The sequence below is a fragment of the Ensifer sp. KUDG1 genome (assembly GCF_050434285.1).
Lineage (GTDB): Bacteria > Pseudomonadota > Alphaproteobacteria > Rhizobiales > Rhizobiaceae > Ensifer.
In genome coordinates this window covers 521,655-546,810 of sequence record NZ_JBNDIG010000001.1, presented here as the reverse complement: position 1 = coordinate 546,810, position 25,156 = coordinate 521,655, and the positions used below count along the sequence as shown (strand labels likewise).

The following is a 25,156-nucleotide window of genomic DNA, read 5'->3' as shown; positions in this document are numbered from 1 at the left end:
TTCAGTCTTTGGGGTTGAAAGCTAGGGACTTTAAGTTAAAAGCTGACTAATGAGGCGGAACGAATATAGCTGGGGATAGCCCACAAGCATGACGATTGGCGATTGCATTTCGACCTCCGCCGCGCAATCGCAGGTGCAACTTTAACGGCATTTTAGAGCGTTCGATCATACATGGCTGTTGAGATTATTGGGCGTGCATGCCTCGCCCCTGGAGCAGAATCGCCCTCGGCGTTGTTCAAACTTCTACGTCAGGGCAAGTGCACCGTCACCAGCATTCCATCGGATCGCTGGGACGTCGCGCGATTCTGGCATCCCGTCATGGGCACGCAGGGAAAGACCTATTCCTTCGCGGCCGGCGTGCTGGATCAACTCTACGATTTCGACCCGGCCGTCTTCGGCATGTCGCAGCGCGAGGCCATGTATATGGACCCGCAGCAGCGCGTGCTCCTGCAGCTTGCCTGGCGGGCGCTTGAAGACGCCAACATCTCGTCGACGTCGCTGCACGGCGAAAACGTCGGTGTCTATATCGGCGCATCGAGCCTCGACCACGCCAACCTGACGGTCGAGGATCCGGCCGCAGCCGGCCCCTATTTCATGACCGGCAACACGCTGTCGATCGTGTCGAACCGCATCTCGCATATCTTCGGCCTCAGCGGCCCGAGCATGACGGTCGATACCGCCTGTTCCTCCTCGCTGGTCGCACTCGACCAGGCGATGCGGGCCCTGACATCGGGCGAGATCGACACGGCGATCGTCGGCGGCGTCAACATTCTTGCCCACCCCCTGCCCTTCGTCGGCTTCGCCCAGGCGCGCATGCTGTCGCCGGAAGGCCTCTGCCGCGCCTATGACAATGACGGCGCCGGCTACGTGCGCGCCGAAGGCGGCGTGGTCTTCGTGCTGCGCCGTTCTGATCGCGCACGCCGCGAAAAAGACCGCAGCTATGCGCGCATCGTCGCGACCGGCGTGAATTCGGCCGGGCGCACCAACGGCATTTCGCTGCCGTCGCGCGAAGCCCAGGCCAATCTGCTGAGAGCGATCTACGAAGGCAACGGCATCGACGCCAATCAGGTGGCGTTCGTCGAGGGCCACGGCACCGGCACCAAGGTCGGCGACCCGGCGGAAGTCTGGTCGATAGGAACGGTCATCGGCGCCAAGCGCCGGGCGCCCGTGCCGATCGGCTCGATCAAGTCGAACATCGGCCACACCGAACCCGCCTCCGGCCTCTTCGGCATGCTGAAGGCCATGATGGCGCTCGAGAACAATTACCTGCCGGCGTCGCTGCATTTCGATACGCCGAACGAGCATATCGATTTCGACGGCCTGAACGTTCGCGTCACGGCAAACCCGATCGAGCTTCTGCGTGGAAAGCGCGCGCGCCTCGCCGGCATCAACTCGTTCGGCTTCGGCGGCGCCAATGCGCACGTCGTTATCAGCGACCCGGAACCGGCGGCCGATGAAAAGGCCGTTAATCCGTCGTCCTCGGGACACGTGTTCCTCGCGAGCGCCCATACGCAGTCGAGCCTGGAAGCCCTTCTCAAGGATTACAAGATGGCTTTCGCGCATGCTTCCAAGAGTGAAGCCCGTGCGATGATCGCCGCATCGGGTGCCAACCGCACCCATATGCGCCATCGGTTTGCCGCCCGTAGCGACCAGCCCGAAGATATCGTCCGTGCGATCGCCAGCCACCTGGAAAAGCCCGGCTCGGATATCGGCGAGGTCGGCGAGGCCGTCGCTCGCGACGCCAAGGTCGCGTTCGTGTTCTCCGGCAACGGCTCGCAATGGGCCGGCATGGGTGTGGAAGCCTTCCGTGAAAACCTGCATTTCCGCCAGTGTTTCACCTCGGTCAGCGCGCTGTTCAAGTTCCACTCGGATATCGCGCTTACCGATCTCCTGACCGATCCTGATCTCGACAAGAAGCTTGCCGACACGAAGATCGCCCAGCCGCTGCTCTTTGCGGTGCAGGCTGCCCTGTCGGATTCGCTGGTTGCCATGGGCATCAAGCCGGTCGCCGTTTTCGGTCACTCCGTCGGTGAAATCGCCGCGGCCTACGCGGCCGGTGCACTGTCGCTCGTCGATGCGGTTTCGATCGTTGCCAAGCGCTCGCTGCACCAGGACCTGCTTGCCGGCCATGGCACGATGGCTGCCGTCATGCTCGGTGAAGAGGCTGCTCGCGCTTTCGCCGAGGCTCGCGGCCTTGACGAACTCTGCGTTGCTGCGGTCAACGCCCATAACTCCGTGACGATCTCGGGCCCGGCCGACCAGATCTCGGCCTTCCGCGATGCCGCCCGCAAGGCGAAGATCCCGGTCCAGATCCTCGACATCAACTATCCGTTCCACCACCCGATCATCGACCGGGCGAAGGATGCCTTCCTTTCGGATATCCCCGATATCGCGCCGCGCCGCACCGAACTCGCCTATCTCTCGACGGTGACGGGTGCAGCACTCGAGGGCACGCAGCTCGATCCGGAATACTGGTGGAAGAACGTTCGCGAGCCGGTCCGCTTCCAGGCGGCTGCAGAAGCCGCGATCGAAATGGGCTGCCGCCTGTTCATCGAAATCTCGCCGCGCCCAATACTGTCGTCCTACGTCAAGGAGACGATCAAGCAGGCAGCCGCCCCCGGCATGGTGGTGCCGACGCTGCTCAGGGACGTCGCCGAAAGCGGCCAGGATCCGATTTCGGCCGCGATGGCGCGTGCCGTTGCGCATGGCGCCGTGGTCGACACGACCCGGGTCTTCGGCAAGCGCAATGCATCGATCGCCCTGCCAAGCCTGCCGTTCGAGCCCGTCGAGCTTCGCCCGGCGGCGACGACCGATGCCACCGACCTCTTCGGCCGGATTGCCAGACCTTACCGCCTGACCGGCTGGCGCAGCGATCCGAACAGCGGCAGCTGGAAGAACCATATCGACGCCCATCTCTTCCCGGACCTTGCCGAACACGTGGTGGACGGCAAGGCGATCTTGCCGGGCAGCGGCTTCATCGAGATCGCCGTTGCAGCGGCACAGCAGTTCTATGGCAGCGACGAAGTCGAGATCACCAATCTCGAAATCGTCCGACCGCTGGAACTCAGCGACACGAAAATCATGGAGCTGTCGACCGTCCTCTCGCCAGAGACTGGCGACCTCGAGATCCGTTCGCGCGAACGGCTGTCGGAAGACGACTGGGCCGTGCATGCGGTTGCCCGCTGCCGCAAGCCGCTGCCGGCCGGGGATCGCGCCTATCCGTCGCTTGCGGGCCTCGCCAAGACGGCAACGGTGGCACCGGGCCGCGCCTATGAAACGGCACGGCAGTTCGGCCTCGACTACGGTCCCCGCTTCCAGCTGCTCGCGAAAGCGGTTGCCTATGGCGACCGCCTGGTCGATGTAGAATTGAAGACGGCAGACGCCACCGGACACCCGCTGGTCAGCTATGCTCTGAACCCGATCTCGGTCGATGCGACCTTCCACGGCCTGGTGGCGCTCTTCGACCGCTTCACCGGCGACAAGAGCGGCGCACCCTATATCCCGGTCCGTTTCGGTTCCGTGCGTGTCGTCAATGGCGGCCTGCCGATCGCACGCGCGATGATCGAAATCGAACGTGTCAGCGCCAACTCGATCAAGGCGAAGTTCCACTTCTTCGGCCAGTCGGGCGAACCGATCGCGCATTTCGAGGATTGCCGTTTCCGCCGCACCTATCTGCGCAAGCACAAGACGCTCGACGCGCTGTCCTTCCACTACGAGGCAGTACAGTCGGAAGCCGTCCTGCCGGGCCTTCTGCGCAACAGCCTGGCACCGGTCTCGATCGCCATGCCAGTCGCTGGCGAGGCTGGCATCGACAACGCGACGCTGCTCTTCAATGCCGCGATCTATCGCGCCTGCCAGGAGATCGCCCTCAAGCTCGGCAAGGGTCGTTCAACGATCCAGGGCGGCAGCCTGCCCGGCGATTTCGCGTTCCAGTGTTTCCTGACGAGCTGCCTCTACGTGCTCGAAGATGCCGGGCTTTGTGAGCACAAGGATGGTGTCTGGACCGTCGCGCAGGAGTTCAACCTGCCGAGCGTGTCTGAAATTCTGAGCGAACTCTACGGCGAACGGCCTGACCGCGCCGTCGAAGCCGTGCTGATCAACAATGCCTACGCGGAAGCGCTTGCCCGCATCGACGCCTTGCACGCGGGTGACGAAGCGGCCTCGGGCTCGAACTTCATCAGCGACGCCACCATCGACCATCAGGCGGTTCACTCGGAGGCAAGCCGTCAGCGCATGGCCTTCGTGCTGGAAGCGCTCGAAACAGCGCTCTCGACACAGCCCGCCGGAGCGCGTCTGCGCATCGTCGAGCTCGGCAGCGTATCCGCCGGCTTCACCCGACGCCTGGCGACGCTTGCCGAAAAGCATGGTGCCAGCCTCACCGTGTTCGAAGCGCGCGACAACGCCCAGCGCGGCCTTGAACTCTCCTTCGAAAACGACGCCCATGTCCACATCCTCAAGAAAGGCGAACTCGCGACGCTTGCGGCCTTCGATCTTGCCGTCAGCGCCTCCGATGGGTTCTACGGCCTGATCGAAGACGATGTGACGGTTCGCACGGCGTTGCGTACCGCACTGCGTCCTACCGGTGGCATCATCGCCGCGGTCAGCGCGCCGTCGTTGTTCAACGACTTCGCGCTTGGCCTGTCCGAGGGTTGGTTCGCTCGCAGCCAGACGGCGGAGTTTCCGATCGGCAACCTCGCGGCTGGGCCGCACTGGCAGAAATGCCTCGACGATCTTGACCTGCGCGACATCGACATTGCCGACCGCGAATGTGCAAGCGGCAACGTCATCCTGCTCGAAGCGCGTGGCACAGCTGCTGCTGCCGCAGACGTGGCGGTACCGGCGTCCAGCCCCTACCTGTTGCTGGAGATCGCTGGGCACGAACAGCGCGGACCGTCTGAGCCAGCCGTTCGCGTCAGCCTGACCGGCGATGCGACTGCGGACAAGGCCGCGCTCCTGCCAGCCTTCGAGGCGCTGGCGGCCGAACCGCTTCGGGCAGTCTTCCTCGCCTTGCCGACGGCCGCGTCGCGCACCGACGATTCCGCCTCTCTGCAAACGCAGATCCTCGCGCTCGGCACGTTTGCCGAAGCGTTGCGCCAGTATATCGGCGGTGCAGAGCCGGCGGACGACAAGCGGCCCCGTCTGGTGCTTGTTGCGCCTGGCGGCGCACCGATCGCCAGCCGGACGGTCGGCGCAGCGGTCGCAAGCGACGGCGTCAATGCCGGCCTCTGGGCCTTCGCCCGCGTGCTTCAGAACGAATACGAGTTCCTCGACGTCCACTCGCTCGACATCGACGGTTCGCCGGCGACGGCTGCCCAGATGGCTGCGGCATTGCCGCTGCTTGGCGCCGCGGGAGCAAACCGCGAATGGCTGCTCGAAGGTGACGCTGGCGCTGCGCTTTCGGAGATCCGCGCCGTGCCTGGGCCGGTTGACAATGCGCACGCAGCAACAGCTGCTTTCAAGGCTGCAACCATCCGCCAGCGCGTCAGCTCCCAGGTCGGCAGCATCGTCTGGGAAGAAAGCGACATTCCCTCGGCAGGCCCAGGTGACGTCGTCGTCGCGGTCGCGGCCACCGGCCTCAACTTCCGCGACGTGATGTGGGCGATGGGCCTTCTGCCGGAAGAAGCGCTCGAAGACGGCTTCGCAGGCGCGACGATCGGCATGGAGCTTTCCGGCCATGTGGTCGCGGTCGGCGCCGGCGTCGATGACCTCGCCGTCGGCGATGCCGTCATGGCGATTGCGTCCTCCGCCTTCTCGACCCACGCGGTCGTTTCGCGCGCCGGCGTCGCCAGGTTGCCGCAATCGGTCAGCCCGGTCGCCGCAGCGACGGTCCCGGTCGCGTTCCTGACCGCCTATTACGCGATGGTCGAGCTTGGACGGATCCAGCCTGACGAGACGATCCTCATCCATGGCGCCGCCGGCGGCGTCGGTCTTGCCGCTCTGCAGGTCGCAAAGCTGAAGGGTGCCAAGGTCATCGCCACGGCAGGATCGCGCGAGAAGCGTCGCTTCCTGTCGATGCTGGGCGCCGATCACGTCTTCGATTCCCGTTCGCTCGACTTCGTCAACGACATTCGCGCCGTAACGGACGGCGAAGGCGTCGATCTCGTGCTCAACTCGCTGTTCGCCGAGGCCATGGAGCAGAGTCTGGCGCTGGTGAAGCCGTTCGGCCGCTTCCTTGAGCTTGGCAAGCGCGACTATTACGCCGACAGCAAGATCGGCCTTCGGCCGTTCCGCCGCAATGTCAGCTATTTCGGCATCGACGCCGACCAGTTGCTGGTCAATCAGCCGAAGCTGACCAAGCGGATCTTCACCGAGATCGGTGCGCTGTTCGAAGACGGCAAGCTGACCCCGCTTCCCTATCGCGCCTTCGACTTCGACGAGATCGGCAACGCCTTCCGGCTGATGCAGAATGCCGGGCATATCGGCAAGATCGTCGTGCTTCCTCCGGTCGCCGGCACGCATCGTGTCGCCAAGCGTCCGCATGGCGGCATGAAGGTCGATCCGAACGGCATGCATCTCGTCGTCGGTGGCATCGGCGGCTTCGGCCTCGCTGCCGCCAACTGGCTCGTCGAAAAAGGTGCGACGAAGGTCGCGCTCTGCTCGCGCCGTGGCCAGGCGGATGCCGAGACGACGGCGATGATCGAGCTCTGGACGAAGGCCGGCGTTGCCGCCACGGTTCATGCCTGCGACGTCACCGATCCGGCAGCGACGGAGCGCCTGCTCAAGACGCTGCGCGCTGTGGCGCCGCTGCGCTCGATCGTCCATGCTGCCATGGTGCTCGACGACGCGCTGATCAGCAACCTCAACCGCGAGCGCAACCGGCCGGTCATTGATACCAAGGCCAAGGGTGCCGCGGTTCTCGATCAACTGACCAGCGGCGACAAGATCGACAACTTCATCCTGTTCTCGTCGGCGACGACCCTCGTCGGCAACCCCGGACAGGCGAATTACGTCGCGGCCAACGGCTATCTCGAAGGTCTCGCCCGCGCCCGTCGCGCCCGCGGCCTTGCGGGTCTCGCCGTCGGCTTCGGCGCGATCGCAGACAGGGGCTACCTGGTCCAGAACACGGACGTGAACGACATCCTCGCCAAGCGTATCGGCAAGACGGCGCTGAAGGCGCAGACGGCGCTCGACATGGTCGAAAGCCACCTGGCCTTCGATCCAGGCACCGTCGATGCGGCGACCGTGATGATCTCGGAGATCGACTGGTCGGCGGCACGCAATCTGCCTGTCGCCCGCAACGCCCTCTTCGAAGTCATCCTGCGCAGTGCCGACCAGCATGCGACGGGCGGCGAAGGCACCAAGATGGACCTCGTCGCGATGATCGAGGGCAAGTCGCCGCAGGAAGCCGAGGACATTCTCTTCGATCTCGTCGCCGGCGAGATCGCCGCAATCCTGCGCGTATCGAAGGATACGGTCACCCGCAGCAAGGTTCTGAAGGAAATCGGCCTCGACAGCCTCATGGCCGTCGAACTCGGCATGAGCTTCCAGCAGAACACCGGCTTCGACATGCCGCTCAGCGGCGTCGCCGACAACACGACGGTTGGCGATGTCGCGCGCAAGCTCTATGAAAAGGTGAGCAAGCGCGACCAGAGCGACGATGCCGAACCCGCCGACGACAAGATCGTCAGCGAACTTGCGCAACGGCACGTCGGAACGGCGAAGGAAAAAGCACAAGGCCAATGAGCACGAACGGAAACGGTCCAGGCGCATCCAAGATGACCAGCAGCCTCAAAGAGAACCTGCTGGACCGGATGAGAAACACGCATCAATCCTCCGAGCGCAACCGCATGGCGCGTTCGGAGCGGGAGATGCCGCCGCCGGCACGCCGGCAGCAGGCCCGTTTCGAAGACTTGCCGGAATACAAGCAGGTGATGACGCAGAAGTTCGCAAGCGAGCAGCTCGGCATCGCCAATCCGTTCTATCGTGCGCACCAGACGGCGGCGGGCGCGACCACCGTCATCGACGGCCGGAAGCTGATCAACTTCGCCTCCTATGACTACCTTGGCCTCAACCGCCATGCGGAGGTGCTTGCGCGGGCACGCGACACCATCGGCACCTTCGGCATCTCCGCGTCGGCGAGCCGCCTCGTCGCGGGCGAGCGCCCAGTGCATGTGGCGCTCGAAGAAAAGATCGCCAGCTTCTATGGCGTCGATGCTGCGGTCTGCTTTGTCAGCGGTTATCTCACCAATGTCGCGGCGATCAGCTGCCTGATGGGGCCGAAGGACCTCGTCGTCCACGACGAGTTCATCCACAACAGCGCCCTTGCCGGCGTCAAGCTCTCGGGCGCGACACGACGCCTGTTCAAGCACAATGACGTCGCCGACCTCGAACACGTGCTGCGCACCGTTGCCGGCGACTATCGCCGCATCATGGTCATCGTCGAGGGCATCTACTCGATGGACGGCGATGTCGCCGACCTGCCGGCCCTTTTGAAACTCCGGGCCGAATACGGCTTCTGGCTAATGGTCGACGAAGCGCATTCGCTCGGCGTTCTCGGCAAGACCGGCCGCGGGCTTGCAGAACATTTCGGCGTCGATCCGCGCGAGATCGATATCTGGATGGGGACGCTGTCGAAAACCACGTCGAGCTGCGGCGGCTATATCGCCGGCAGCGAAGCGTTGGTCGAAGTGCTGAAGGCCTCGGCCGGCGGCTTCGTCTACAGCGTCGGCCTTGCGCCGGTGCTGGCGGCTGCGGCTACCGCGAGCCTGGAAGTTCTGGAACGCGAGCCGACACGCACGGCGGCGCTGCGCCGCAACGGCGCCCTCTTCCTCAAGCTTGCCAAGGAAGCGGGCCTGGACACGGGCCTCTCGAGTGGATTTTCCGTCGTTCCGGTTCTGGTTGGCGATTCCTTGCGTGCAGTCCAGCTGTCGAACGACCTGCTTGCCGAAGGCGTCAATGCGCTGCCGATCATCCACCCGGCAGTTCCGGAAGGGCTGGCGCGGCTGCGCTTCTTCATCACCAGCGACCACACGGAAGAGCAGATCCGCCGCACGGTAACGCTGACGGCCGAGCGTCTGGCCGACCTTACCGCACGCAACTTCGGCCTCGGCGGCATCGACATCGACCAGATGATGAAAGCGCTCTCGGCGCGCTGACCTGACCGCGTGTGCTGCCGGGTCATGTGGTTGCCGAAGCAGAGCCGCTTCGCACTCTTCCGAACTCTGGAGCGGAATACCAGCATGACGCATGTGATCATTACCGGTGGCTCGAGCGGTATCGGATTTGCGGTCGCATCGATCTACGCGGCGCGCGGGGCGCGCCTCTCGTTGATCGCCCGCTCCCGTGGCCTCCTGGAAGACGCCCAAGCGAAACTTGTCGCGTCCAGCGGGGCGAACGCCGACAGTATCCGGATCGAGGCCGCCGACGTCGCGGTGGAAAGCGATGTCGAAGCGGCGATCCGGCGGTGCGAACAGGCTTTCGGCCCCTGCGACATCCTGGTCGCATCCGCCGGCATCGTCGAACCCGGCCGGTTCGAGGAACTCGACAGCGCCTCGTTCCGGCAGCAGATGGACACCAATTTCTCCGGCACGGTGCATGCGGTCCGCGCTGTCTACGACAGCATGAAGCGGCGCCGGCGCGGCCGGATCATGATGATCTCGTCCGGCGCGGGGCTGCTCGGCATCTACGGCTATTCGGCCTACTGCGCCTCCAAGTTCGCCGTGCACGGCTTTGCCCAGGCTCTGCGTTCGGAAGCTCGTCCGCACGGCGTCAGCGTCTCCGTCTGCTTTCCGCCGGATACGGAAACGCCGCAGTTTCAGCGCGAGCTCGCGGCCCGACCGCCGGAAGCCGCCACGATCATGGGCACGGTCAGGCCCTGGCCAGTTGAAGCGGTGGCCAGGCGGATCGCCAAGGGGACCGACCGCGGCCGGTTCGAAGTCTATTTCGGCACGACATTGTTTCTCCTTGGCCGCTTCGCTCCCGCCGTTCGTCCCTTGCTCAACTGGTGGTTCGACCGGGCGATTGTGCGGTGCGGCAACACGGCGACGCATAATCGTGGAGTGTCCGAGCACCGGACCTGACGGTGCTTGTACCTAGCATCGATAAGATCTAAGTGTCGGGCGGACGCTGTGCCGCATAAAGCGGCATCGGCCAGCATGAAGACATGAAGGTTTCCGCTTGGCGTTGCTTCCCTTTCAGCTGCACGACTACCCGATAACACTGACGCTTAGTTGTTATCTGCTGTCCTGTGCGGTGATCTTCTTCACCGACCGCTTCGCCTTGCCGAAGCGCGAGCGGCGCGCCAATCCCTCGCCCTTCGGACGCACCCAGGACGTGATCGATGTGCTTGCCCGCCTGCCGGTGATCGCGCTGGTCTTTGCCGGCTTCTTTGCGGGATCCTGGCGTCCGCTCTATGCGGCGGCCGGCACGATGAGCTTCTTCATCATCTTCACCGGCATTTCCCGCGCCAAGTTCAAGTTCATTCGCGAGCCGCTGATCTTCTCGGACATCGCGCTCGTCGTCGACGTGTTCAAGTACAAGACCATCTTCTACGCGAGCTCGCTGAACGTCGTCTTCTGGACCGTCGCCTTCCTCTACGTCTTCGGCGTTTCCGGCCTCTACATGTATTTCGAGCCGGCCATTCTGCCGGATCGGGGCAAGGCCTTCTGGATCCTGGTGATGCTCGGCGTCGCCTATGGTCCCTGGCTCCTGCTCTTCTACGGCCCGGTGAACCGGCCGACGGCGGCCCTGGTGCAGCGGCTGCTCAAGGTCCTCGACGTCAAGATGAATACCGTGCGCTTCGGCACCTTCGGCTCGGTCGTCTTCCGCTTCATCATCTGGCTTGGTGTCCGGCGCGAAAAGATCGTCGCGGAACTCTCGGAAATCGTGCGGGCCGCCGTGCAGGACCTCATCGGCGACGACGGCTCGCCGCTGATCGTCGTCTGGCAATCGGAATCCTTCATCGACATGCGGCACTTCGGCGTCGACACGCTGAACCTGCCGACGCTGGACCGGCTGCGGCGCGAGGCAGTGCAGTGGGGCCGGCTCAGCAGCGTGTTCGAAGGTGGGTATACGCTACGCACCGAATTCGCCGTCATCAGCGGCCTCGTGCCCGACGACATCCATGTCGACGCCAGCTATCCCTATCTGCGCGCGTCGCACTATGCCGATGTCGTCTGGCCCGGAAAGATGAAGCGCGCCGGCTGGAACACCCACTTCATCCATCCCTATGACCGCACGTTCTTCCTGCGGCACAAGGCGATGCCGCAGCTCGGCTTCTCCAAGCTGACGATGCTCGACGGCTTCGACCATCGCCCCGAGCGCGACGGGCCCTATGTCTCCGACGAGAAGCTCGCGGCGAAGGTGATCGACGCCAGCGAGAAGCTGCCCGAAGACGAAAGCGGCTTCATCTTCGTCGCCTCCATGGCCAATCACGGCCCGTGGGAGCCGGGCCGCGTCGGTGATCTCACCAATCCCGTCGACATCTATCTGGCCATCCTCGAACAGTCCGACGCAGCGCTCAACACGTTGAGCGAGCGCCTCGACAAGCTCGACCGTCCGGTCTGGCTCGTCTTTTACGGCGACCATGCGCCGCTGCTCAAATCCTTCGCCGATCCCTTCCCGGATCCGCGCACGGACTATCTGATCGTGCCACTCGCCAAGGCGAAGCGGTCGTCGCACAAGCCGGCCGAGCCGAGCAACGTCGAAGCCTGGAACCTGATCGAGGCGCTTCTCAACCACGCGAATCTCAGAAAGGATACGCTGCGTTAGCGGCGATCGGCGGATGGAGAACGCTTCGATGACATCGGCCGGTGTGGCCGGCCGGCAAAGGCAGCGGGTCTTCCTGTTCCTGCAGGGCCCCTCCTCGCCGATCTTCCGCAAGATCGCCGACCGGCTCGAAGCCCTTGGCCACCGCTGCCTGAGGATCAACCTCAACGTCGGCGACCAGATCTTCTGGCGGCGCAAGGGCGGCTTCAACTATCGCGGCACGGCGGCAGCCTGGCCCGGCTATCTCGAGGCATTCATCGCCACCCACGGCGTCACCGACATGCTGCTGTTGGGCGAAGAGCGGCCCTATCACCAGGCAGCGACCGCCGTCGCCCGCAGAACCGGCGTCAATGTCGCCATTATCGAAATGGGCTATCTGCGGCCGGACTGGCTGACGCTCGAGCGCAACGGCATGTCGTCGAACTCCCATTTTCCCGTCGATGCCGGGCAGATCCTTTCGGCCGCCGCAGATCTGCCGGAACCGGACTGGCGCAAGCGCTACAGCCAGACGTTCCTCGCCGATGCGAGCTACGACCTGCTCTACAATCTGCCGAACGTCTTCTTCTGGTTCCTGTTTCCGCACTATCGCCGTCACGCGATATTTCATCCGCTCGCCGAATATGCCGGCTGGATACGGCGGCTGCTCTCCGAGAAGCGGCGCAACGCCGAAGCGGTGGCGACCGTTGCGAAGTTGCTTTCGGAGGACGTCCCCTACTTCGTCTATCCGCTTCAGCTCGAAACCGACTTTCAGCTCAGGGCGCATTCGCCCTTTCACAGCCAGAAGGATGCGATCGCTGACGTCCTGACCTCCTTCAGCGCCTTTGCCGCGCCGAATGCACGCCTGGTCTTCAAGGTGCATCCGCTCGACAACGACCTGATCCCGTGGCGCAGCTTCATCGAGCAGCAAGCGGCAACGCGTGGCTTGAGCGGACGGGTCTTCTATCTCGACGGCGGCAACCTCGATACGCTTGGCGAGGCGAGCGCCGGCATGGTCACGGTAAATTCGACCGCCGGCCTGCACGCCTTGAAGCAAGGGCGGCCGGTCAAGGTACTCGGCACTGCCGTGTTCGATATTGCCGGTCTGACCGACCAGCAGCCACTCGACGCTTTCTGGCGGGCGCCGCAGGCGCCGGAACCTGAACTCAGTGTCGCCATGTTCCGCCTGCTTGCGGCGACGATCCAGGTGCGCGGCAACCTCTATTCCCGCGCCGGAACCGATGCCGGTGCGGAAGCGATTGCCCAGCGGCTGCACGAAGACAGCCTCAACGAGCCTGGGGCCTTTGTTGACCCCGCGCCGAGACAGAAGCCTGCGAAACGCGCGCCTTCCGCTTGCCGCTAGAGTAATCGCCTACCTATCGGCGGTGATCTAGCGTGGCGCGAGTGCCGCTGCGATTGCTGCGACCAGCATAAGGCCGGCTGCGGCCAAGGGCAGCACGGAAAAGCCAGCCCCGCCATAGACCACACCGAAACCAAGCGTTCCCACAAAGAGCGACAGATAGGTGACGCCGCTGTTCAGTCCCATGATCGCGCCCCGCCTTGTGGGGTCGAGCCCCGTCAGTCGCATGATCAGCACGTTGAGACCGAAATGGTTGGCAAGGCCCCAGAAGAACACGACGACCAGCATGGCCGTGTAGGAGCCGCTTGCGGCCGCCATCGCCGCATAGACGCCGGCGACGACCAGGAAGATCAAGGGTAGCAAGTTGCCGGCGCCGAAACGGTCGATCAGCCGGTCGAGCAGTGCTGCCGCGCCGAAGCCGAAGCCGTAGGAAACGGCCACGAGGCCATTGGCGCTCAGCGGCAATCCGAGCGCCGCATGCAGGTGTTCGCCGATATAGGCATAAACGCCGTAGAAGGCGGCCATGAAGGCGGCACAGGCGATCAGCAGCGGCCCGGCGCCACGCACGCCAAGCGCAGCAAGCGGCGACGTCGTCTTGCCGGCCAGACCTTCCCGTACCGGCGCGAGCCTGACGGCAGCGCAGGCAACCAGCGTCGCCGCGGCAACGACGAAGTAGACGGCGCGCCATCCCCCGAAGTCGGCGATCGCTGCCGATAGCGGCACACCGGCCACCATGCTGAGCGTCCAGCCGGTCAATACCAGGCCGATCGTCTCGCTCTCCCGTCCGGCCGGCGCGATGACCGAGGCCAGCGTATAGATCGAGGGAAGCGCAATGCCGGTGGCGACGCCGACAACAAGCTGGGCGGCGACCAGGAAGGCCAGCACGGGCGCAAGCGCACTGCCGGCAAGCCCGCCGGCCAGAAGCAGCAGCGCGGCAGCCAGAATGCGATGAGGGCCGTACCGATCGATGAAGCGGCCAAGGAAGATGGCGCTGACGGCCGTACCCAGTCCGAACGCGGCCGAAGCGACCATCACGGAGGGAACATCCGCGCCGAGGCTCCGCGCCACCTCCGGCGCGATCGGACCCAGCGCCAGAGAGTTCGAGCCGATGACGCCGACGCACACGGTCAGGACATAGGCGAAGGGCGGGATGCGCGCCCTGTCGATCGAGACCCTGTCGATTGGATCTGGCGAAACTTGTTGATTGGTGTTCGTCATTCCTTCATTTTTGCAGAATGAAATTCAGCAACAAGAGGAATTGTCGGTATGGACCAAAATACAGATGACGTTCGGCGGAAGCGTCCGCCGGAGCGCGACCTCGACGCCATGGACCGAAAACTATTAGGCGTCCTCGTCGAGGACGCGACCACGAGTTATGCCGAGCTTGGCGAACGCGTCGGACTTTCGCCGCCGGCGGCGCATGAGCGGGTGAAACGGCTCCGGCGTTCGGGCGCGATCCGCCGCGTGTCGGCCCTCATCGATCCGGACGCGGTCGGAAAGACGCTGCTTGCCTTCGTCCATGTCGATACGACCGGCTGGGGCAAGACGCAGGCACTGCTGGCGATCGAGGAATGCCCTGAGGTGGAGGAGATCCACTCGGTCGCCGGCGACACCTGCATGCTGCTCAAGGTGCGCACCGAAAGCACGCATGCGCTCGAAGGGCTGCTGGCGCGGCTCTACGACACACCCGGCGTCAAGGCGACGCGCAGCTATGTGGTGCTTTCGACCTATCTGGAACGGCCGGTGCAGCCAGGCACGACGAGCGATTGGCCCGCCGTGGTGAAAGGTTAGGCTGCTTTCGTCAGACGGAGATCCGCTCTGGCGGCCTCAGACGACGCCGGCGCGCAGCAGGTCGTGGATATGCAGGATGCTGACCGGCGCCCCGCCATCGTCGACGACGAACAGCACGGTCACCTTGTGCTGCTGCATGAACTCCATGGCGCCGCTTGCGAGAACGTCGCCGCGGATCACGCGCGGATTGCGCGACATCACCGCTTCGACCGGCTGCAGCAGCAGGTCGCCGGACATATGACGACGCAGATCCCCGTCGGTGATCACGCCAGCCAGCTTGCCGCCATCGTCGACGATGCCGACGACACCGAAACCCTTGGACGACATCTCGATCAGCGCCTCGCTCATCGGGCGGCCGACGCTGAGAAGCGGCATCTGGGCGCCCTCATGCGCCAGCTCGCGCACCAGCCGCAGTTGCGCGCCGAGCTTGCCGCCCGGATGGAAGGTCTTGAAGTCCTCGGCCGAAAAGCCGCGCCGCTCCAGGAGCGCGATCGCGAGCGCGTCGCCGATGGCAAGCTGCAGCATGGCCGACGTCGTCGGCGCGAGGCCGTGCGGACAGGCTTCCTGAACCTTCGGCAGGACAATCGGCACTTCGGAGTTACGGGCAAGCACGCTGTCGCGGTTGGCGCAGATCGAGACGATCGGCACGTTGAAGCGCTTGGCGTAGGTGAGCATGTTGGCAAGCTCGGCCGTCTCGCCCGACCAGGAAAGCAGGATCAGCACGTCCTGCGAGGTGACCATGCCGAGGTCGCCGTGGCTCGCTTCGGTCGGGTGCACGAAATAGGCGGATGTTCCGGTCGATGCCAGCGTGGCTGCGATCTTGCGGCCGATATGGCCGCTCTTGCCGACGCCGGAGACGACGACGCGCCCCTTGCTTTCGCCGATCAGTTCGACGGCTTCGACGACGCTGCGGGCAAAGATCTCGTCGGCGCCGAATTGATCCGCAAGCGCCTTGATGCCGGCCATCGCGGTCGTCAGCGTCCGGCCGATCGATTCCAAAGCCGCATTTGCGGTGCGATCATCCGCCGATGCATGTCTCAAACCCATGATGACCCCAATTCTGCGAAGACTTAAGCAACAGGCATGAATTTGCCCGCCAGACCATTGACGGCAGATAAGCGCTTTTTCTTGGCAAACCAAGTCTTGGAAGCAGAGTTCGGGGGAAAACTGGCGCGATCCGCGGCGTTTTCGTCAGCCGGCGCGCTTTTCTTCCATTTCGAGCGGCATCGACTTGTCGGCCGCGAATTCTTCGAGCGTCATCGAATCGAGGATAGCGGCAACGGCATCGCGCACCGTCGTCATCGACACCCGCACCTGACAGGTCTCGGGATCGTTGCAGTCTTCGCACACCTCGTAGGCCGTGCGGCTCGCACAGCGGATCGGCGCAAGCGGCCCATCCAGCGTGCGGATGACGTGACCGATGCGGATTTCGGATGCCGGCCGCGACAGCGAGTAGCCGCCGCCAGGCCCCTTCTTCGAGCGCAGCATGCCGGCGTTGCGCAGCTCGAGCAGGATCGTATCCAGGAACTTCTTCGGGATATTGTTGCGCTGTGCGATCTCGGTAATGAAGGCGGTCTCCCCCGGCTCCAGCCGTGCAAGATCGACCAAGGCCTTCAGTCCGTACTTTCCCTTCTTCGTCAGCATTCCGGCACGCTTTCCCTGCGGCGGCACCCCAGAAAACGGGAATCATCCGCGCAAATGCAAATATATCTTGGCATAGCACAAGAAACGTACTGCCAACATATAATTATAGTGGGGAATTGGCCGATGTCGCCGGCATCGCGTGCCGCCGATGCGGCAAGGATTTGCGAAAGTCCTTGCGGCGGAGGCGGGAGAAAAGCCGAAACCGGCTTTTCTCATCCGCTTCAAGTGTTGCTTCAGGCAGCGGCGCTGTGGTTCTGCCGCTTCGCCTGGACGGCCTGGTGGGCCAACAGCTGACGGATCGCGGCACGCGCTTCATCGGCCGAGCCGAAGCGCTTCGCGTCCAGATCCCAGACGTGATACTTCACCGCCAGGAACTTGAAGCGATCTTCATCCGGGACAACAACGCCGACGGCTTCGCCGCCAAATTCGATAACCTGCTTGCTCATACAAATAACGCTCCTTCCACGCCGGCGGCGCGGAGACTTTCAATTTCGGCAAAAGATAAAGTTCGAGGGGTTCGAAGGTCACATTCGGCAGAGATTGCGAATGAGCCATTTTTTCTCTGTTGCGCGACAAAGGAGACGCGTGCCGAAGAAGGCGGCGGTCGAGACGGTTTCAGACATGTCACACTCCTTTGGCTGGTCCGGCATCAGCAATGCCGGAGCGTTCGATGAACAATCGTGAGGCGGACTCCCCGCGTCACATATTGGCAAACTAGAATAATCTACCAATTCCGTCAATTAAAAAGATGAAGAAGAAGAAAAAAATTCTTCACCCCTGAAATTCTAGGGGTAGAGGACGCAAAATCCATCCACCCAGTCCGGAGCCGGAGACCCACGCTATTTAGGAAGCGAAGAATCAGTCTGCAAGGCACGGGTGGATAAAGACAGCACATTCGGACAAAAAAGGGGCGGCCACTGCGGCCGCCCCTTCACGTTTTGTATCCTGAAAGACGACGCTCAGGCCGCCGGCGTTCCCGCCTGCGGCGTAGTGGTGCCGCTGCGGGACGCTTCGCGATCCTTCCACCAACGATTGAGGAAAAGCAGGATCGGACCACCGATGTAGATCGACGAGGTCGTTGCCACGATCACGCCGAAGATCATCGGCCAGGCGAAGCTCTTGACGGCATCGCCGCCCCAGATCGCCATCGGCACCAGCGAGAAGGCCGTCGCCATCGAGGTGAAGATGCATCGCGCGATCACCTGGTTGATACTCATGTCGATGAGATCCGAGAACGGCATCGACTTGTACTTCCTGAGGTTCTCGCGCATGCGGTCATAGACCACGACCTTGTCGTTGACCGAGTAGCCTATCATCGTCAGCAACGCGGCGATGGCCGTCAGGTTGAAGTCGATGCCTGTGAGCGCGAAGAAACCGATCGTCTTGGTGATGTCGAGCAAGAGCACCGCGATCGCACCGACGGCGAAGTGCCATTCGAAGCGGAACCAGATGTAGAGCAGGATCGCCACCATCGCGAGACCGACAGCGAGGAAGCCCGAACGGGCAAGCTCGGTGCTGACGGTCGGGCCGACGACCTCGGTACGCTCGAATGCCGCATCCGGGATCGTCTGGACGACGGCATCCTTGATGCGGTTGAGCGCAGCGGTCTGCTCCTGCTCGCCGCCCGGCTGGCGCTGGACGCGGATCAGGACCGACTTGTCCTGGCCGAATTCCTGCAGTGCCACCTCGCCGATGTTGAGCGCTTCGAGATTGTGGCGCAGCGTCGGAAGGTCGAGCGTGTTCTTCGAGGTGGTTTCGACCTGAATACCACCGACGAAGTCGATGCCGTAGTTGAGGCCTGGCGTGAAGAACAGCACGACCGAGCTTACCGACAGGAAGGCCGACATGCCGATGGCAATGAAGCGGCCCTTCATGAAGGAGAAGGACGGAAGCTTCGGAACCTTGCCGAACAGCGACGGGATCTCGAGCTTCTTCATCTTCCGGCGGACGACGACTTCACGCATCATCAGGCGAACGACGGTGATCGAGGTGAACATCGAGATGATGATGCCGAGCATCATGGTGACGGCGAAGCCCTTGACCGGGCCGGAGCCGAAGGCGAACAGCAGCACGGTGCCCGAAAGCGTCGTGACGTTACTGTCGATGATGGTCGCATAGGCCTTGTTGAAGCCGATATCGAGCGCCTTCATCGCGCCGGCGCCGGCTTCCGTCTCTTCGCGGATACGGGCGTTGATCAGGATGTTGGCGTCCACGGCCATGCCGATGCCGAGAATGATACCGGCGATACCGGGCAAGGTCAGCGTCGAACCGAGCATAGCCAGAAGCGCGACGGTCAGGATCGTGTGCAGCACCAGGCCGACATTGGCGATCATACCCCATGCGCCGTAGAGAACGACCATCAGGGTAACGACGAGGGCGAAGCCGGCAAGACCGGTGTAGATGCCCATGCGGATGGAATCGGAGCCGAGGTTCGGACCGACGGAGCGTTCTTCGATGACGGTGAGCGGTGCCGGCAGGGCGCCGGAGCGCAGCAGCGCGGAGAGAACGGTCGCTTCCTTTGCGGTGAAATTGCCGCTGATCTGGCCGTTGCCGCCGATGATCGGTTCGCGAATGACCGGTGCCGTCAGGACCTTGCCGTCAAGAACAATGGCGAAGGGCCGGCCGACGGCGGCCTGGGTGATTTCAGCAAACTGGCGGGCGCCGAGCGAATCGAAGGTGAAGGACACGATCGGCTCGTTGGTGCGCTGGTCGAAGCCAGCCTTGGCGTCGGCCAGGCGTTCGCCCGAAATCGCCACACGGCTTTCGACGGCGTATTTGTTGTTGTCGTGCGCACCAGGCAGGATGTCGACGCCGCGCGGCGGCGGCTGATTGGGATCCACGGCCTGGTCGACCATGTGGAAGCTCATCTGCGCGGTCGAGCCGAGGAGCTGGCGCAGGGCCGTCGGATCCTCGAGGCCAGGGAGCTGGACGAGGATACGGTCGGAACCGACGCGCTGGATCAGCGGTTCTGCGACACCGACGGTGTCGACGCGCTGGCGGATGATTTCGAGGCTCTGCTCGACCGCCTTGGTGGTGCGGTCGGCAAGGCCGGCCTCGGTCATGGCGATGTTGATGCTGTCGCCGCTATCGGTCACCTCGATATCGGAGGCCGAGCCACCGAAACCGAGCGTGCCGACAGGGGCAGCGAGTTCCTTCAGCTTCGGCAGGACCTTTTCGCGGTCAGCCGGGTCTTCGATCTTCACGGTGACGGTGTCGCCGGCAATGCGGGCCGAAGAGGCCGAAATGCGCTCGGTGCGCAGCGCCCGGCGCGTATCGTCAAGCAGGGTTTCGAGGCGAGCCTTGCGCAGGCCGGCAGCATCGACTTCGAGAACGAGGTGCGAGCCGCCCTTGAGGTCGAGGCCGAGGGTCACCGGCTTGACCGGCAGCCAGCCTGCAAATTGTTCACGTTGTGCCGGCGTCAGCACGTTCGGAAGCGCCGCGATACATCCGAAGATGATCACGACGACATAGACGAGAATCGCCCATTTCGATGTACGCATGTTGTGGTTCCAGAAGAGCCTGCGCGGGCACGGGGCGCGTCGTCAGGGCTTGTTTCATAAAAGGCAGCTGCAGCCGAAGCTGCCAGCCTGCCAAAATCCGTGTGATGGATCAGACGCGCGGAGGTGCGCGAATGTGGGGGCCATGGTTGGCGGCCCCGCCGAGATACGCGGCGGTCTCTCGGAATACCCGCCCGTCCGACGAGCGGGGAAATTCAAATTGGAGCGATGCCGGCAGGAGCGCCGGCAAGCCGTCATCGGCTGCGGACTTGGCGTCCTTGCGCTCCGCCGTAAATCGAAGGTCAGAAAGCGGTGTCGCCCGCGAGAGTTGCCGGGCGGCGGGACGGTCGGTCGAACCGGTGTCTGTGACGTTGCCGGCCTGGGCGCCGGATGCCGAACGGGACGGGATGCTCTGTCCGACCGAGATGACCTGCATTGCGAAGGAGGCGCAGAACAGCCACAGCACGGCGAGAAGCCGGCCGGCCTGCATGTTCTTGCTGCCACCACCCATGCGGTCCATCGAGGACGCGGTCCCTTTCCCTGGCGGTCGAACGCCAGCGAGACGAAAATTGAGCCCGAATGCCCGACCTTACCTAGAGAACATGGCCGGAATCGAGCATGGGCGCCTTTAACACCATTCCGGGCCGGAAAAGTCAAATCCGGCCCGCTTTGTCGTTGTCGTTGTTCAGGGCGTAAGGCCGCTCGTTCGCCGCTCGTGGATCTCGATGAGCGACGGTCCCTTGCGCCTGCCCGCCTCGGCGAGCGCCTGTGAGAGATCGGCGACGGAAGCAAGCCGCTGCCCCTCGACGCCATAGGCCTTGGCCGCCATCAGGAAGTCCGGCGCCGAAGGCTTGACGCCCTCCGGCGTGACGCCGGCATCGACCATGTAGCTTTCGATTTCCTGGTAACCGTCATTGTTCCAGACGAGGAAGACGACCTGCGCTTGCGCATCGACGGCCGAGCCGATTTCGGCCAGCGAGAACTGGAAGCCGCCGTCGCCGACGAGGCAGACGACCGGCCGCGACGGATCGGCAACGGCCGCGCCAACGGCTGCCGGCGGCGCGTAGCCCAGGGAACCGTAGCCGGTCGCCGAATTGAACCAGCTGCGCTGCCGCGGTGCATCGCAATAGAGGTTGCCGGCATAGACGGCCTGGGTCGAGTCGCCGACGACAGTGCAATCCGGCAGGACCTTGTAGATGGTGTCGATGATGCCGATCTCGGCCCGCATCTTCGGCGTCAGTTCCTTCAGCGCCGCGCGTCGCGCGGTGTCAGCCCGTCCCGCGCCATCCTTGGCGGCATGGCCCGGCAGGAAGGCGAGAATGCCCGCCGTCGCCGCCTTGGCGCCGGAGAGAATGGAGAGTGCTGCATGCGGCCCGCGTGCGAGCTGCGCCGCATCGATGTCGGTGCGGATCAGGTTGCGCAGGGCCGGAAAGCCGCCATCGGCATACATGTCGTAGTCGGTCTGGCCCATTTCGGTGCCGAGCGCCAGCACCAGGTCGGCCTCCTTCAGCAGCGACCGCACCGCCTTCAGGCTCGGGCTGGCGGGCACCCTCAAGGGACTGCCTGAGAACATGCCGCGGGCGTTGACGGTGGTGACGACGGGCGCGCCGATCTTTTCGGCAAGCTCCGCCACTTCCGCCTCCGCCGTCAGCGCGCCGCCGCCGCAGATGATGACCGGGCGCGAGGCGTCGGCGCAAAGGATCGCCGCACGCTGCAGCGTCTCGCTGTCGGAGCGCGGCCGAGTGGCCGTTGCGGGGCGCACCGCCTGCGGCGTGATCTTCGCCGACATCACGTCGGTCGGGATCTCGATATGCACCGGTCCCGGCCGGCCGGAGACGAGCACCGAGAAGGCGCGATCGACGACGAAAGGCAGGTCTTCCGGATTGAGGAGCGTGTGCGAATAGAGCGCTAGCGTCTTCATCATGCCGTGCTGGTCGGGAAGCTCGTGCAGCAAGCCGCGGCCATGGCCGAGTGAATCGCGGCGATTGACGCCCGAGATCACCAGCATCGGGATCGAATCCTGCCGCGCCTGCGCCATCGCCGTGATGGTGTTCGTCAGCCCCGGCCCGGTGATGACGAGGGCGACGCCCGGCTTGCCGCTGACGCGGGCATAGCCGTCGGCCATGAAGCCGGCGCCCTGTTCATGCCGTGGCGTCACGTGGCGGATCTTCGATGCCGCAAGGCCCCGATAGAGCTCGACCGTGTGCACGCCAGGAATGCCGAACACCACCTCGACACCATTGGCCTCGAGCAGGTCGACCAGGACTTCTCCAACCGTTTTTTCCGTGGTCATGCGCGGCGCTCCTTGCGCTGGCTGGCTCGCTCGGCAAGAGCGGTGATGCGGCGGCAGGCCTCGTCGATGGCGGCATCGGGCACGGTCAGGCTGACGCGCAGATAGTTCTGTGCTTCGTCGCCAAACGACGATCCGGGCATGACGGCAACCCCCTCTTCTTCAAGCAGCGCCCAGGCAAACGCATCGCCATCGAGGCCGGTTCCCGAAACATCGATCAAGATGAACATGCCGGCCTCAGGCGCGAACACCTCGATGCCGGGTGCCTTGGCAAGACCGGCGACGATCTGCGCTGCGCGCGACTTGTAGGACAGGCGCATCTGCCGTGCGGTGTCGATGTCATGGGTCAGGGCATAGGCGGTCATGTCGGCGATGAAGGGCTGCGTGCCGAAAAGCATGGTTTCGGAAACCGGCAGCAACCGCTCGGTGAACTCGACCGGGCCGACCGCCCAACCGCTGCGAAAGCCGGGGGCGGCGTGCGACTTCGAGATCGAGGAGACGACGATCGTGCGTTCGGCGAGATCCGGATTGTCGAAGGGCGAGGCAAAGACCGCGTCGAACACCAGCTCCTCATAGACCTCGTCGCAGACGATCCAGAGATCGTGACGGCGTGCGACTTCGCCGATCGCGGCAATTTCTTCCGCCGTCAGCACGGCGCCGGTCGGATTGTGCGGCGTATTCAGCAGCAGCACCCGGCTCTCCGGCGTGATCGCCTTTTCGAGATCTTCGGCCTGCATGTGGAAGCCGAATTCTGGCTTCAGCGGCACCAGCACCGGATGGGCGCCCGTCGAGCGGATGACGCCTTCATAGGTCGCATAGAGCGGATCGCCGACGAGCACGGCATCGCCGGCCTCCGCCAATCCCAGGATCACGGCGAAAAGCGCCGTCTGCGTGCCGGGAAAGCAGAGCACGTTCTCGTTCGTTACATCGGTACGGCGGCGACGGTATTTCTCCGCGACGGCCGCCACGACCGTCGGCTCCCCGCGGCCGTTGGAGTAGCGATAGCGCCCGGCGTTCATCGCCCGCTGGCATTCGTCAAGCAGGGCGCGGTCCGGCGGAAGATCCGGTTCGCCGATCGTCAACTCGATGATGTCGGCACCGGCAGCCTTCAACTGGCGGGCACGGATATGCAGCGACCATTTGCCCGAACCAAGATCGGCAAGACGTTCGGTGATGGACGCGTAGCGCATGGTGCTTTCTCCCGTTTTCATTGTTTTGCAGTTCCGATCTTCGTGCCGAGCAGCGCCTCGACCGAAGACATGGCGATGGCGACAAGCTCGCCCTCGCGAAAGAGATCGCCGGCAAGGCAGCCCTCGACCCAGAGGCCGTCGACCAATCCGTTGATGGCGATGGCGAAAGCCCGGCAGGTTTCGGCATCGGCCGGCTTGCCCTTGGCCGCAAGGAAATCGGCAAGCAGTTCCTGCAGCGAATTGCGAAAGGCGAGATAGCCTTCGCGATGGATCTCCGACAGCACCGGATCGACCCGGACCTGGCTGATGAAGGCCGCCCAGAGCGAGATGCTGCGGCTGTCGGCCACCGGCTCGGTGAGGTTGATGGCGATGAAATCCCTGAGCCGGGTTTCCGGATCGCCCTCGACCTTGCTCGCCTTTTCAGTGAGCGAGGCGATGACGGCGCGATAGGCCTCGGCGACCATCTGGTCCTTCGATTCGAAGTAGTGGCGCACCAGCCCGGCGGTCACCCCGGCACGGATCGCGATCTGCCTGACGGTCGCGCCCTTCAGCCCGAATTCCGAGATGCAGTCGAGCGTCGCTTCGATCAATTCCTGGCGGCGTTCGCCTTCCGGCGCACGGTGAAAACTGCGTCTGTTCATGCGGCACTCTGCTCTCGAACCGGCGCGAAACCCTGTTCAGGCGCGGTCGGCAAAGGCTTCGGCCAGAACGGCGGCATGGGCGGCTCCTTCGGGAAATCGAGCGATCGGCGGGGCGTCAAAAAATCGACGACGTCCATTATTATACGCTTGAACAATAGCGGCACAAGTGCAACCATGCCTGCCAACAAAAACCCGTGACAGGCCAAAGATGCCGCGCGGAAGACGACAGGGGAACTGTTTCGATGCTGACAGACAAAGCTCGCAGAGCCATGGGAGCGGCGCGCCGATGACGGATGCGGCCCAGGCAATCGCGGTCACTGACCTGCACAAGCGTTTCGGGCCATTGGAAGTGCTGAAGGGAGTTTCGCTCACGGCGAAGCAGGGCGACGTAATCGCCATCATCGGCGGCAGCGGCTCCGGCAAATCCACTTTCCTTCGCTGCATCAACCTCCTCGAACTCCCCTCCGCCGGCAGCGTCAGCGTGCATGGCGAAAAGATCCGGATGAAATCCGACGGTCGCGGCGGCCTGGTGCCGGAGGACCGCAAACAGGTCCAGCGCATCCGCAGCCAGCTCGGCATGGTATTCCAGAGCTTCAATCTCTGGCAGCACATGACCATCCTCGAAAACGTCATCGAAGCCCCGATCCATGTGCTCGGCAAACCGAAGGCCGAGGCTGTCGCCACCGCCGAAACCCTGCTGAAACGGGTCGGTCTCTACGAGAAACGCGACGCCTACCCGGCCTTTCTCTCCGGCGGCCAGCAGCAGCGCGCCGCGATCGCCCGGGCGCTTGCCATCCAGCCGCTCGTGATGCTCTTCGACGAGCCGACCTCGGCGCTCGATCCCGAACTCGTCGGCGAAGTTCTCTCTGTCATCGGTGACCTCGCGCGTGAAAAGCGCACGATGATCCTCGTCACCCACGAGATGAAGTTCGCGCGCGACGTCGCCAACCACATCGTCTTCCTCCACAACGGCGTGATCGAGGAGCAGGGCCCGCCGGAGGCCATCTTCGGCGCACCGAAATCGGAAAGGCTCAAGAAGTTCATCAGTTCCATTCACTGAA

The 25,156-nt window shown here is 63.9% G+C and carries 17 protein-coding genes; 8 read left to right on the top strand and 9 right to left on the bottom strand.

The features are described from left to right. The first annotated feature begins 171 nt into the window (after positions 1-171). The 5 genes from M2267_RS02700 (at position 172) to M2267_RS02680 (ending at position 13,045) form a co-directional block, all read left to right on the top strand. Positions 172-7,683: a type I polyketide synthase gene (locus M2267_RS02700; protein WP_429112307.1), complete on the top strand. Its 7,512-nt coding sequence runs from the start codon at positions 172-174 to the stop codon at positions 7,681-7,683. Then, positions 7,680-9,095 (top strand): aminotransferase class I/II-fold pyridoxal phosphate-dependent enzyme, encoded by a 1,416-nt coding sequence (locus tag M2267_RS02695; RefSeq protein WP_043613128.1) that lies wholly within the window; start codon positions 7,680-7,682, stop codon positions 9,093-9,095. Before M2267_RS02700 ends, M2267_RS02695 begins: the two co-directional genes overlap by 4 nt. An 84-nt stretch (positions 9,096-9,179) precedes the next feature. Further along, positions 9,180-10,019, top strand: a complete 840-nt coding sequence (locus tag M2267_RS02690; protein ID WP_429112305.1) for an SDR family oxidoreductase — start codon at positions 9,180-9,182, stop codon at positions 10,017-10,019. Between the two features lie 97 nt (positions 10,020-10,116). Beyond that, complete coding sequence (locus tag M2267_RS02685; protein ID WP_429112303.1) at positions 10,117-11,709, top strand: LTA synthase family protein; 1,593 nt, start codon at positions 10,117-10,119, stop codon at positions 11,707-11,709. Between the two features lie 28 nt (positions 11,710-11,737). After that, positions 11,738-13,045 (top strand): capsule biosynthesis protein, encoded by a 1,308-nt coding sequence (locus M2267_RS02680; protein ID WP_429112302.1) that lies wholly within the window; start codon positions 11,738-11,740, stop codon positions 13,043-13,045. Positions 13,046-13,072: 27 nt separating this feature from the next. Here M2267_RS02680 and M2267_RS02675 read toward each other — a convergent pair whose 3' ends face one another. After that, entirely contained in the window at positions 13,073-14,260 is a 1,188-nt protein-coding gene (locus tag M2267_RS02675) for an MFS transporter (protein ID WP_429112300.1), read from the bottom strand. A gap of 48 nt (positions 14,261-14,308) precedes the next feature. On the opposite strand from M2267_RS02675, the gene M2267_RS02670 reads away from it, so the two are divergent. Further along, entirely contained in the window at positions 14,309-14,833 is a 525-nt protein-coding gene (locus tag M2267_RS02670) for an Lrp/AsnC family transcriptional regulator (protein ID WP_034797032.1), read from the top strand. Between the two features lie 36 nt (positions 14,834-14,869). Here the strand turns inward: M2267_RS02670 and M2267_RS02665 are convergent, their stop codons facing one another. From M2267_RS02665 to M2267_RS02655, 3 genes are all read right to left on the bottom strand, one after another. Then, the gene (locus M2267_RS02665) at positions 14,870-15,880 is read right to left on the bottom strand and encodes a KpsF/GutQ family sugar-phosphate isomerase (protein ID WP_429112298.1); all 1,011 of its coding nucleotides are present in this window, start codon (positions 15,878-15,880) and stop codon (positions 14,870-14,872) included. A gap of 144 nt (positions 15,881-16,024) precedes the next feature. Further along, positions 16,025-16,477 (bottom strand): RrF2 family transcriptional regulator, encoded by a 453-nt coding sequence (locus M2267_RS02660; RefSeq protein ID WP_034797035.1) that lies wholly within the window; start codon positions 16,475-16,477, stop codon positions 16,025-16,027. Positions 16,478-16,710: 233 nt separating this feature from the next. Further along, on the bottom strand, positions 16,711-16,923 hold the full coding sequence (locus tag M2267_RS02655) for a hypothetical protein (protein WP_034797039.1): 213 nt from the start codon (positions 16,921-16,923) through the stop codon (positions 16,711-16,713). 100 nt (positions 16,924-17,023) lie between these two features. Here M2267_RS02655 and M2267_RS02650 point away from each other — a divergent pair, with 100 nt between their 5' ends. Further along, complete coding sequence (locus tag M2267_RS02650; RefSeq protein ID WP_429112296.1) at positions 17,024-17,161, top strand: hypothetical protein; 138 nt, start codon at positions 17,024-17,026, stop codon at positions 17,159-17,161. Positions 17,162-17,436: 275 nt separating this feature from the next. Here the strand turns inward: M2267_RS02650 and secD are convergent, their stop codons facing one another. From secD to M2267_RS02625, 5 genes are all read right to left on the bottom strand, one after another. Then, positions 17,437-19,977, bottom strand: a complete 2,541-nt coding sequence (gene secD, locus M2267_RS02645) for a protein translocase subunit SecD (RefSeq protein WP_429112294.1) — start codon at positions 19,975-19,977, stop codon at positions 17,437-17,439. Positions 19,978-20,086: 109 nt separating this feature from the next. Continuing rightward, positions 20,087-20,494, bottom strand: a complete 408-nt coding sequence (locus tag M2267_RS02640) for a hypothetical protein (RefSeq protein WP_246764908.1) — start codon at positions 20,492-20,494, stop codon at positions 20,087-20,089. Positions 20,495-20,659: 165 nt separating this feature from the next. Beyond that, positions 20,660-22,267: a 5-guanidino-2-oxopentanoate decarboxylase gene (locus tag M2267_RS02635; RefSeq protein WP_429112292.1), complete on the bottom strand. Its 1,608-nt coding sequence runs from the start codon at positions 22,265-22,267 to the stop codon at positions 20,660-20,662. Then, a complete protein-coding gene (locus tag M2267_RS02630) occupies positions 22,264-23,454 on the bottom strand; it encodes a pyridoxal phosphate-dependent aminotransferase (RefSeq protein WP_429112290.1) in 1,191 nt (396 codons plus the stop codon). The genes M2267_RS02635 and M2267_RS02630 overlap by 4 nt, the downstream gene beginning before the upstream one ends. Positions 23,455-23,471: 17 nt before the next feature. Further along, positions 23,472-24,095, bottom strand: coding sequence for a TetR/AcrR family transcriptional regulator (locus tag M2267_RS02625; protein ID WP_043613143.1), 624 nt, complete (start codon positions 24,093-24,095; stop codon positions 23,472-23,474). 286 nt (positions 24,096-24,381) lie between these two features. On the opposite strand from M2267_RS02625, the gene M2267_RS02620 reads away from it, so the two are divergent. Then, the gene (locus M2267_RS02620) at positions 24,382-25,155 is read left to right on the top strand and encodes an ABC transporter ATP-binding protein (protein ID WP_043613145.1); all 774 of its coding nucleotides are present in this window, start codon (positions 24,382-24,384) and stop codon (positions 25,153-25,155) included. Position 25,156 lies beyond the last annotated feature (1 nt).

Coding starts and splice junctions, on each gene's coding strand:
- M2267_RS02700 (WP_429112307.1), top strand. CDS start 172: ATGGCTGTTGAGATTATTGGGCGTGCATGCCTCGCCCCTGGAGCAGAA.
- M2267_RS02695 (WP_043613128.1), top strand. CDS start 7,680: ATGAGCACGAACGGAAACGGTCCAGGCGCATCCAAGATGACCAGCAGC.
- M2267_RS02690 (WP_429112305.1), top strand. CDS start 9,180: ATGACGCATGTGATCATTACCGGTGGCTCGAGCGGTATCGGATTTGCG.
- M2267_RS02680 (WP_429112302.1), top strand. CDS start 11,738: ATGACATCGGCCGGTGTGGCCGGCCGGCAAAGGCAGCGGGTCTTCCTG.
- M2267_RS02675 (WP_429112300.1), bottom strand. CDS start 14,260: ATGACGAACACCAATCAACAAGTTTCGCCAGATCCAATCGACAGGGTC.
- M2267_RS02670 (WP_034797032.1), top strand. CDS start 14,309: ATGGACCAAAATACAGATGACGTTCGGCGGAAGCGTCCGCCGGAGCGC.
- M2267_RS02665 (WP_429112298.1), bottom strand. CDS start 15,880: ATGGGTTTGAGACATGCATCGGCGGATGATCGCACCGCAAATGCGGCT.
- M2267_RS02660 (WP_034797035.1), bottom strand. CDS start 16,477: ATGCTGACGAAGAAGGGAAAGTACGGACTGAAGGCCTTGGTCGATCTT.
- M2267_RS02655 (WP_034797039.1), bottom strand. CDS start 16,923: ATGAGCAAGCAGGTTATCGAATTTGGCGGCGAAGCCGTCGGCGTTGTT.
- M2267_RS02650 (WP_429112296.1), top strand. CDS start 17,024: ATGAGCCATTTTTTCTCTGTTGCGCGACAAAGGAGACGCGTGCCGAAG.
- secD (WP_429112294.1), bottom strand. CDS start 19,977: ATGCGTACATCGAAATGGGCGATTCTCGTCTATGTCGTCGTGATCATC.
- M2267_RS02640 (WP_246764908.1), bottom strand. CDS start 20,494: ATGGACCGCATGGGTGGTGGCAGCAAGAACATGCAGGCCGGCCGGCTT.
- M2267_RS02635 (WP_429112292.1), bottom strand. CDS start 22,267: ATGACCACGGAAAAAACGGTTGGAGAAGTCCTGGTCGACCTGCTCGAG.
- M2267_RS02630 (WP_429112290.1), bottom strand. CDS start 23,454: ATGCGCTACGCGTCCATCACCGAACGTCTTGCCGATCTTGGTTCGGGC.
- M2267_RS02625 (WP_043613143.1), bottom strand. CDS start 24,095: ATGAACAGACGCAGTTTTCACCGTGCGCCGGAAGGCGAACGCCGCCAG.
- M2267_RS02620 (WP_043613145.1), top strand. CDS start 24,382: ATGACGGATGCGGCCCAGGCAATCGCGGTCACTGACCTGCACAAGCGT.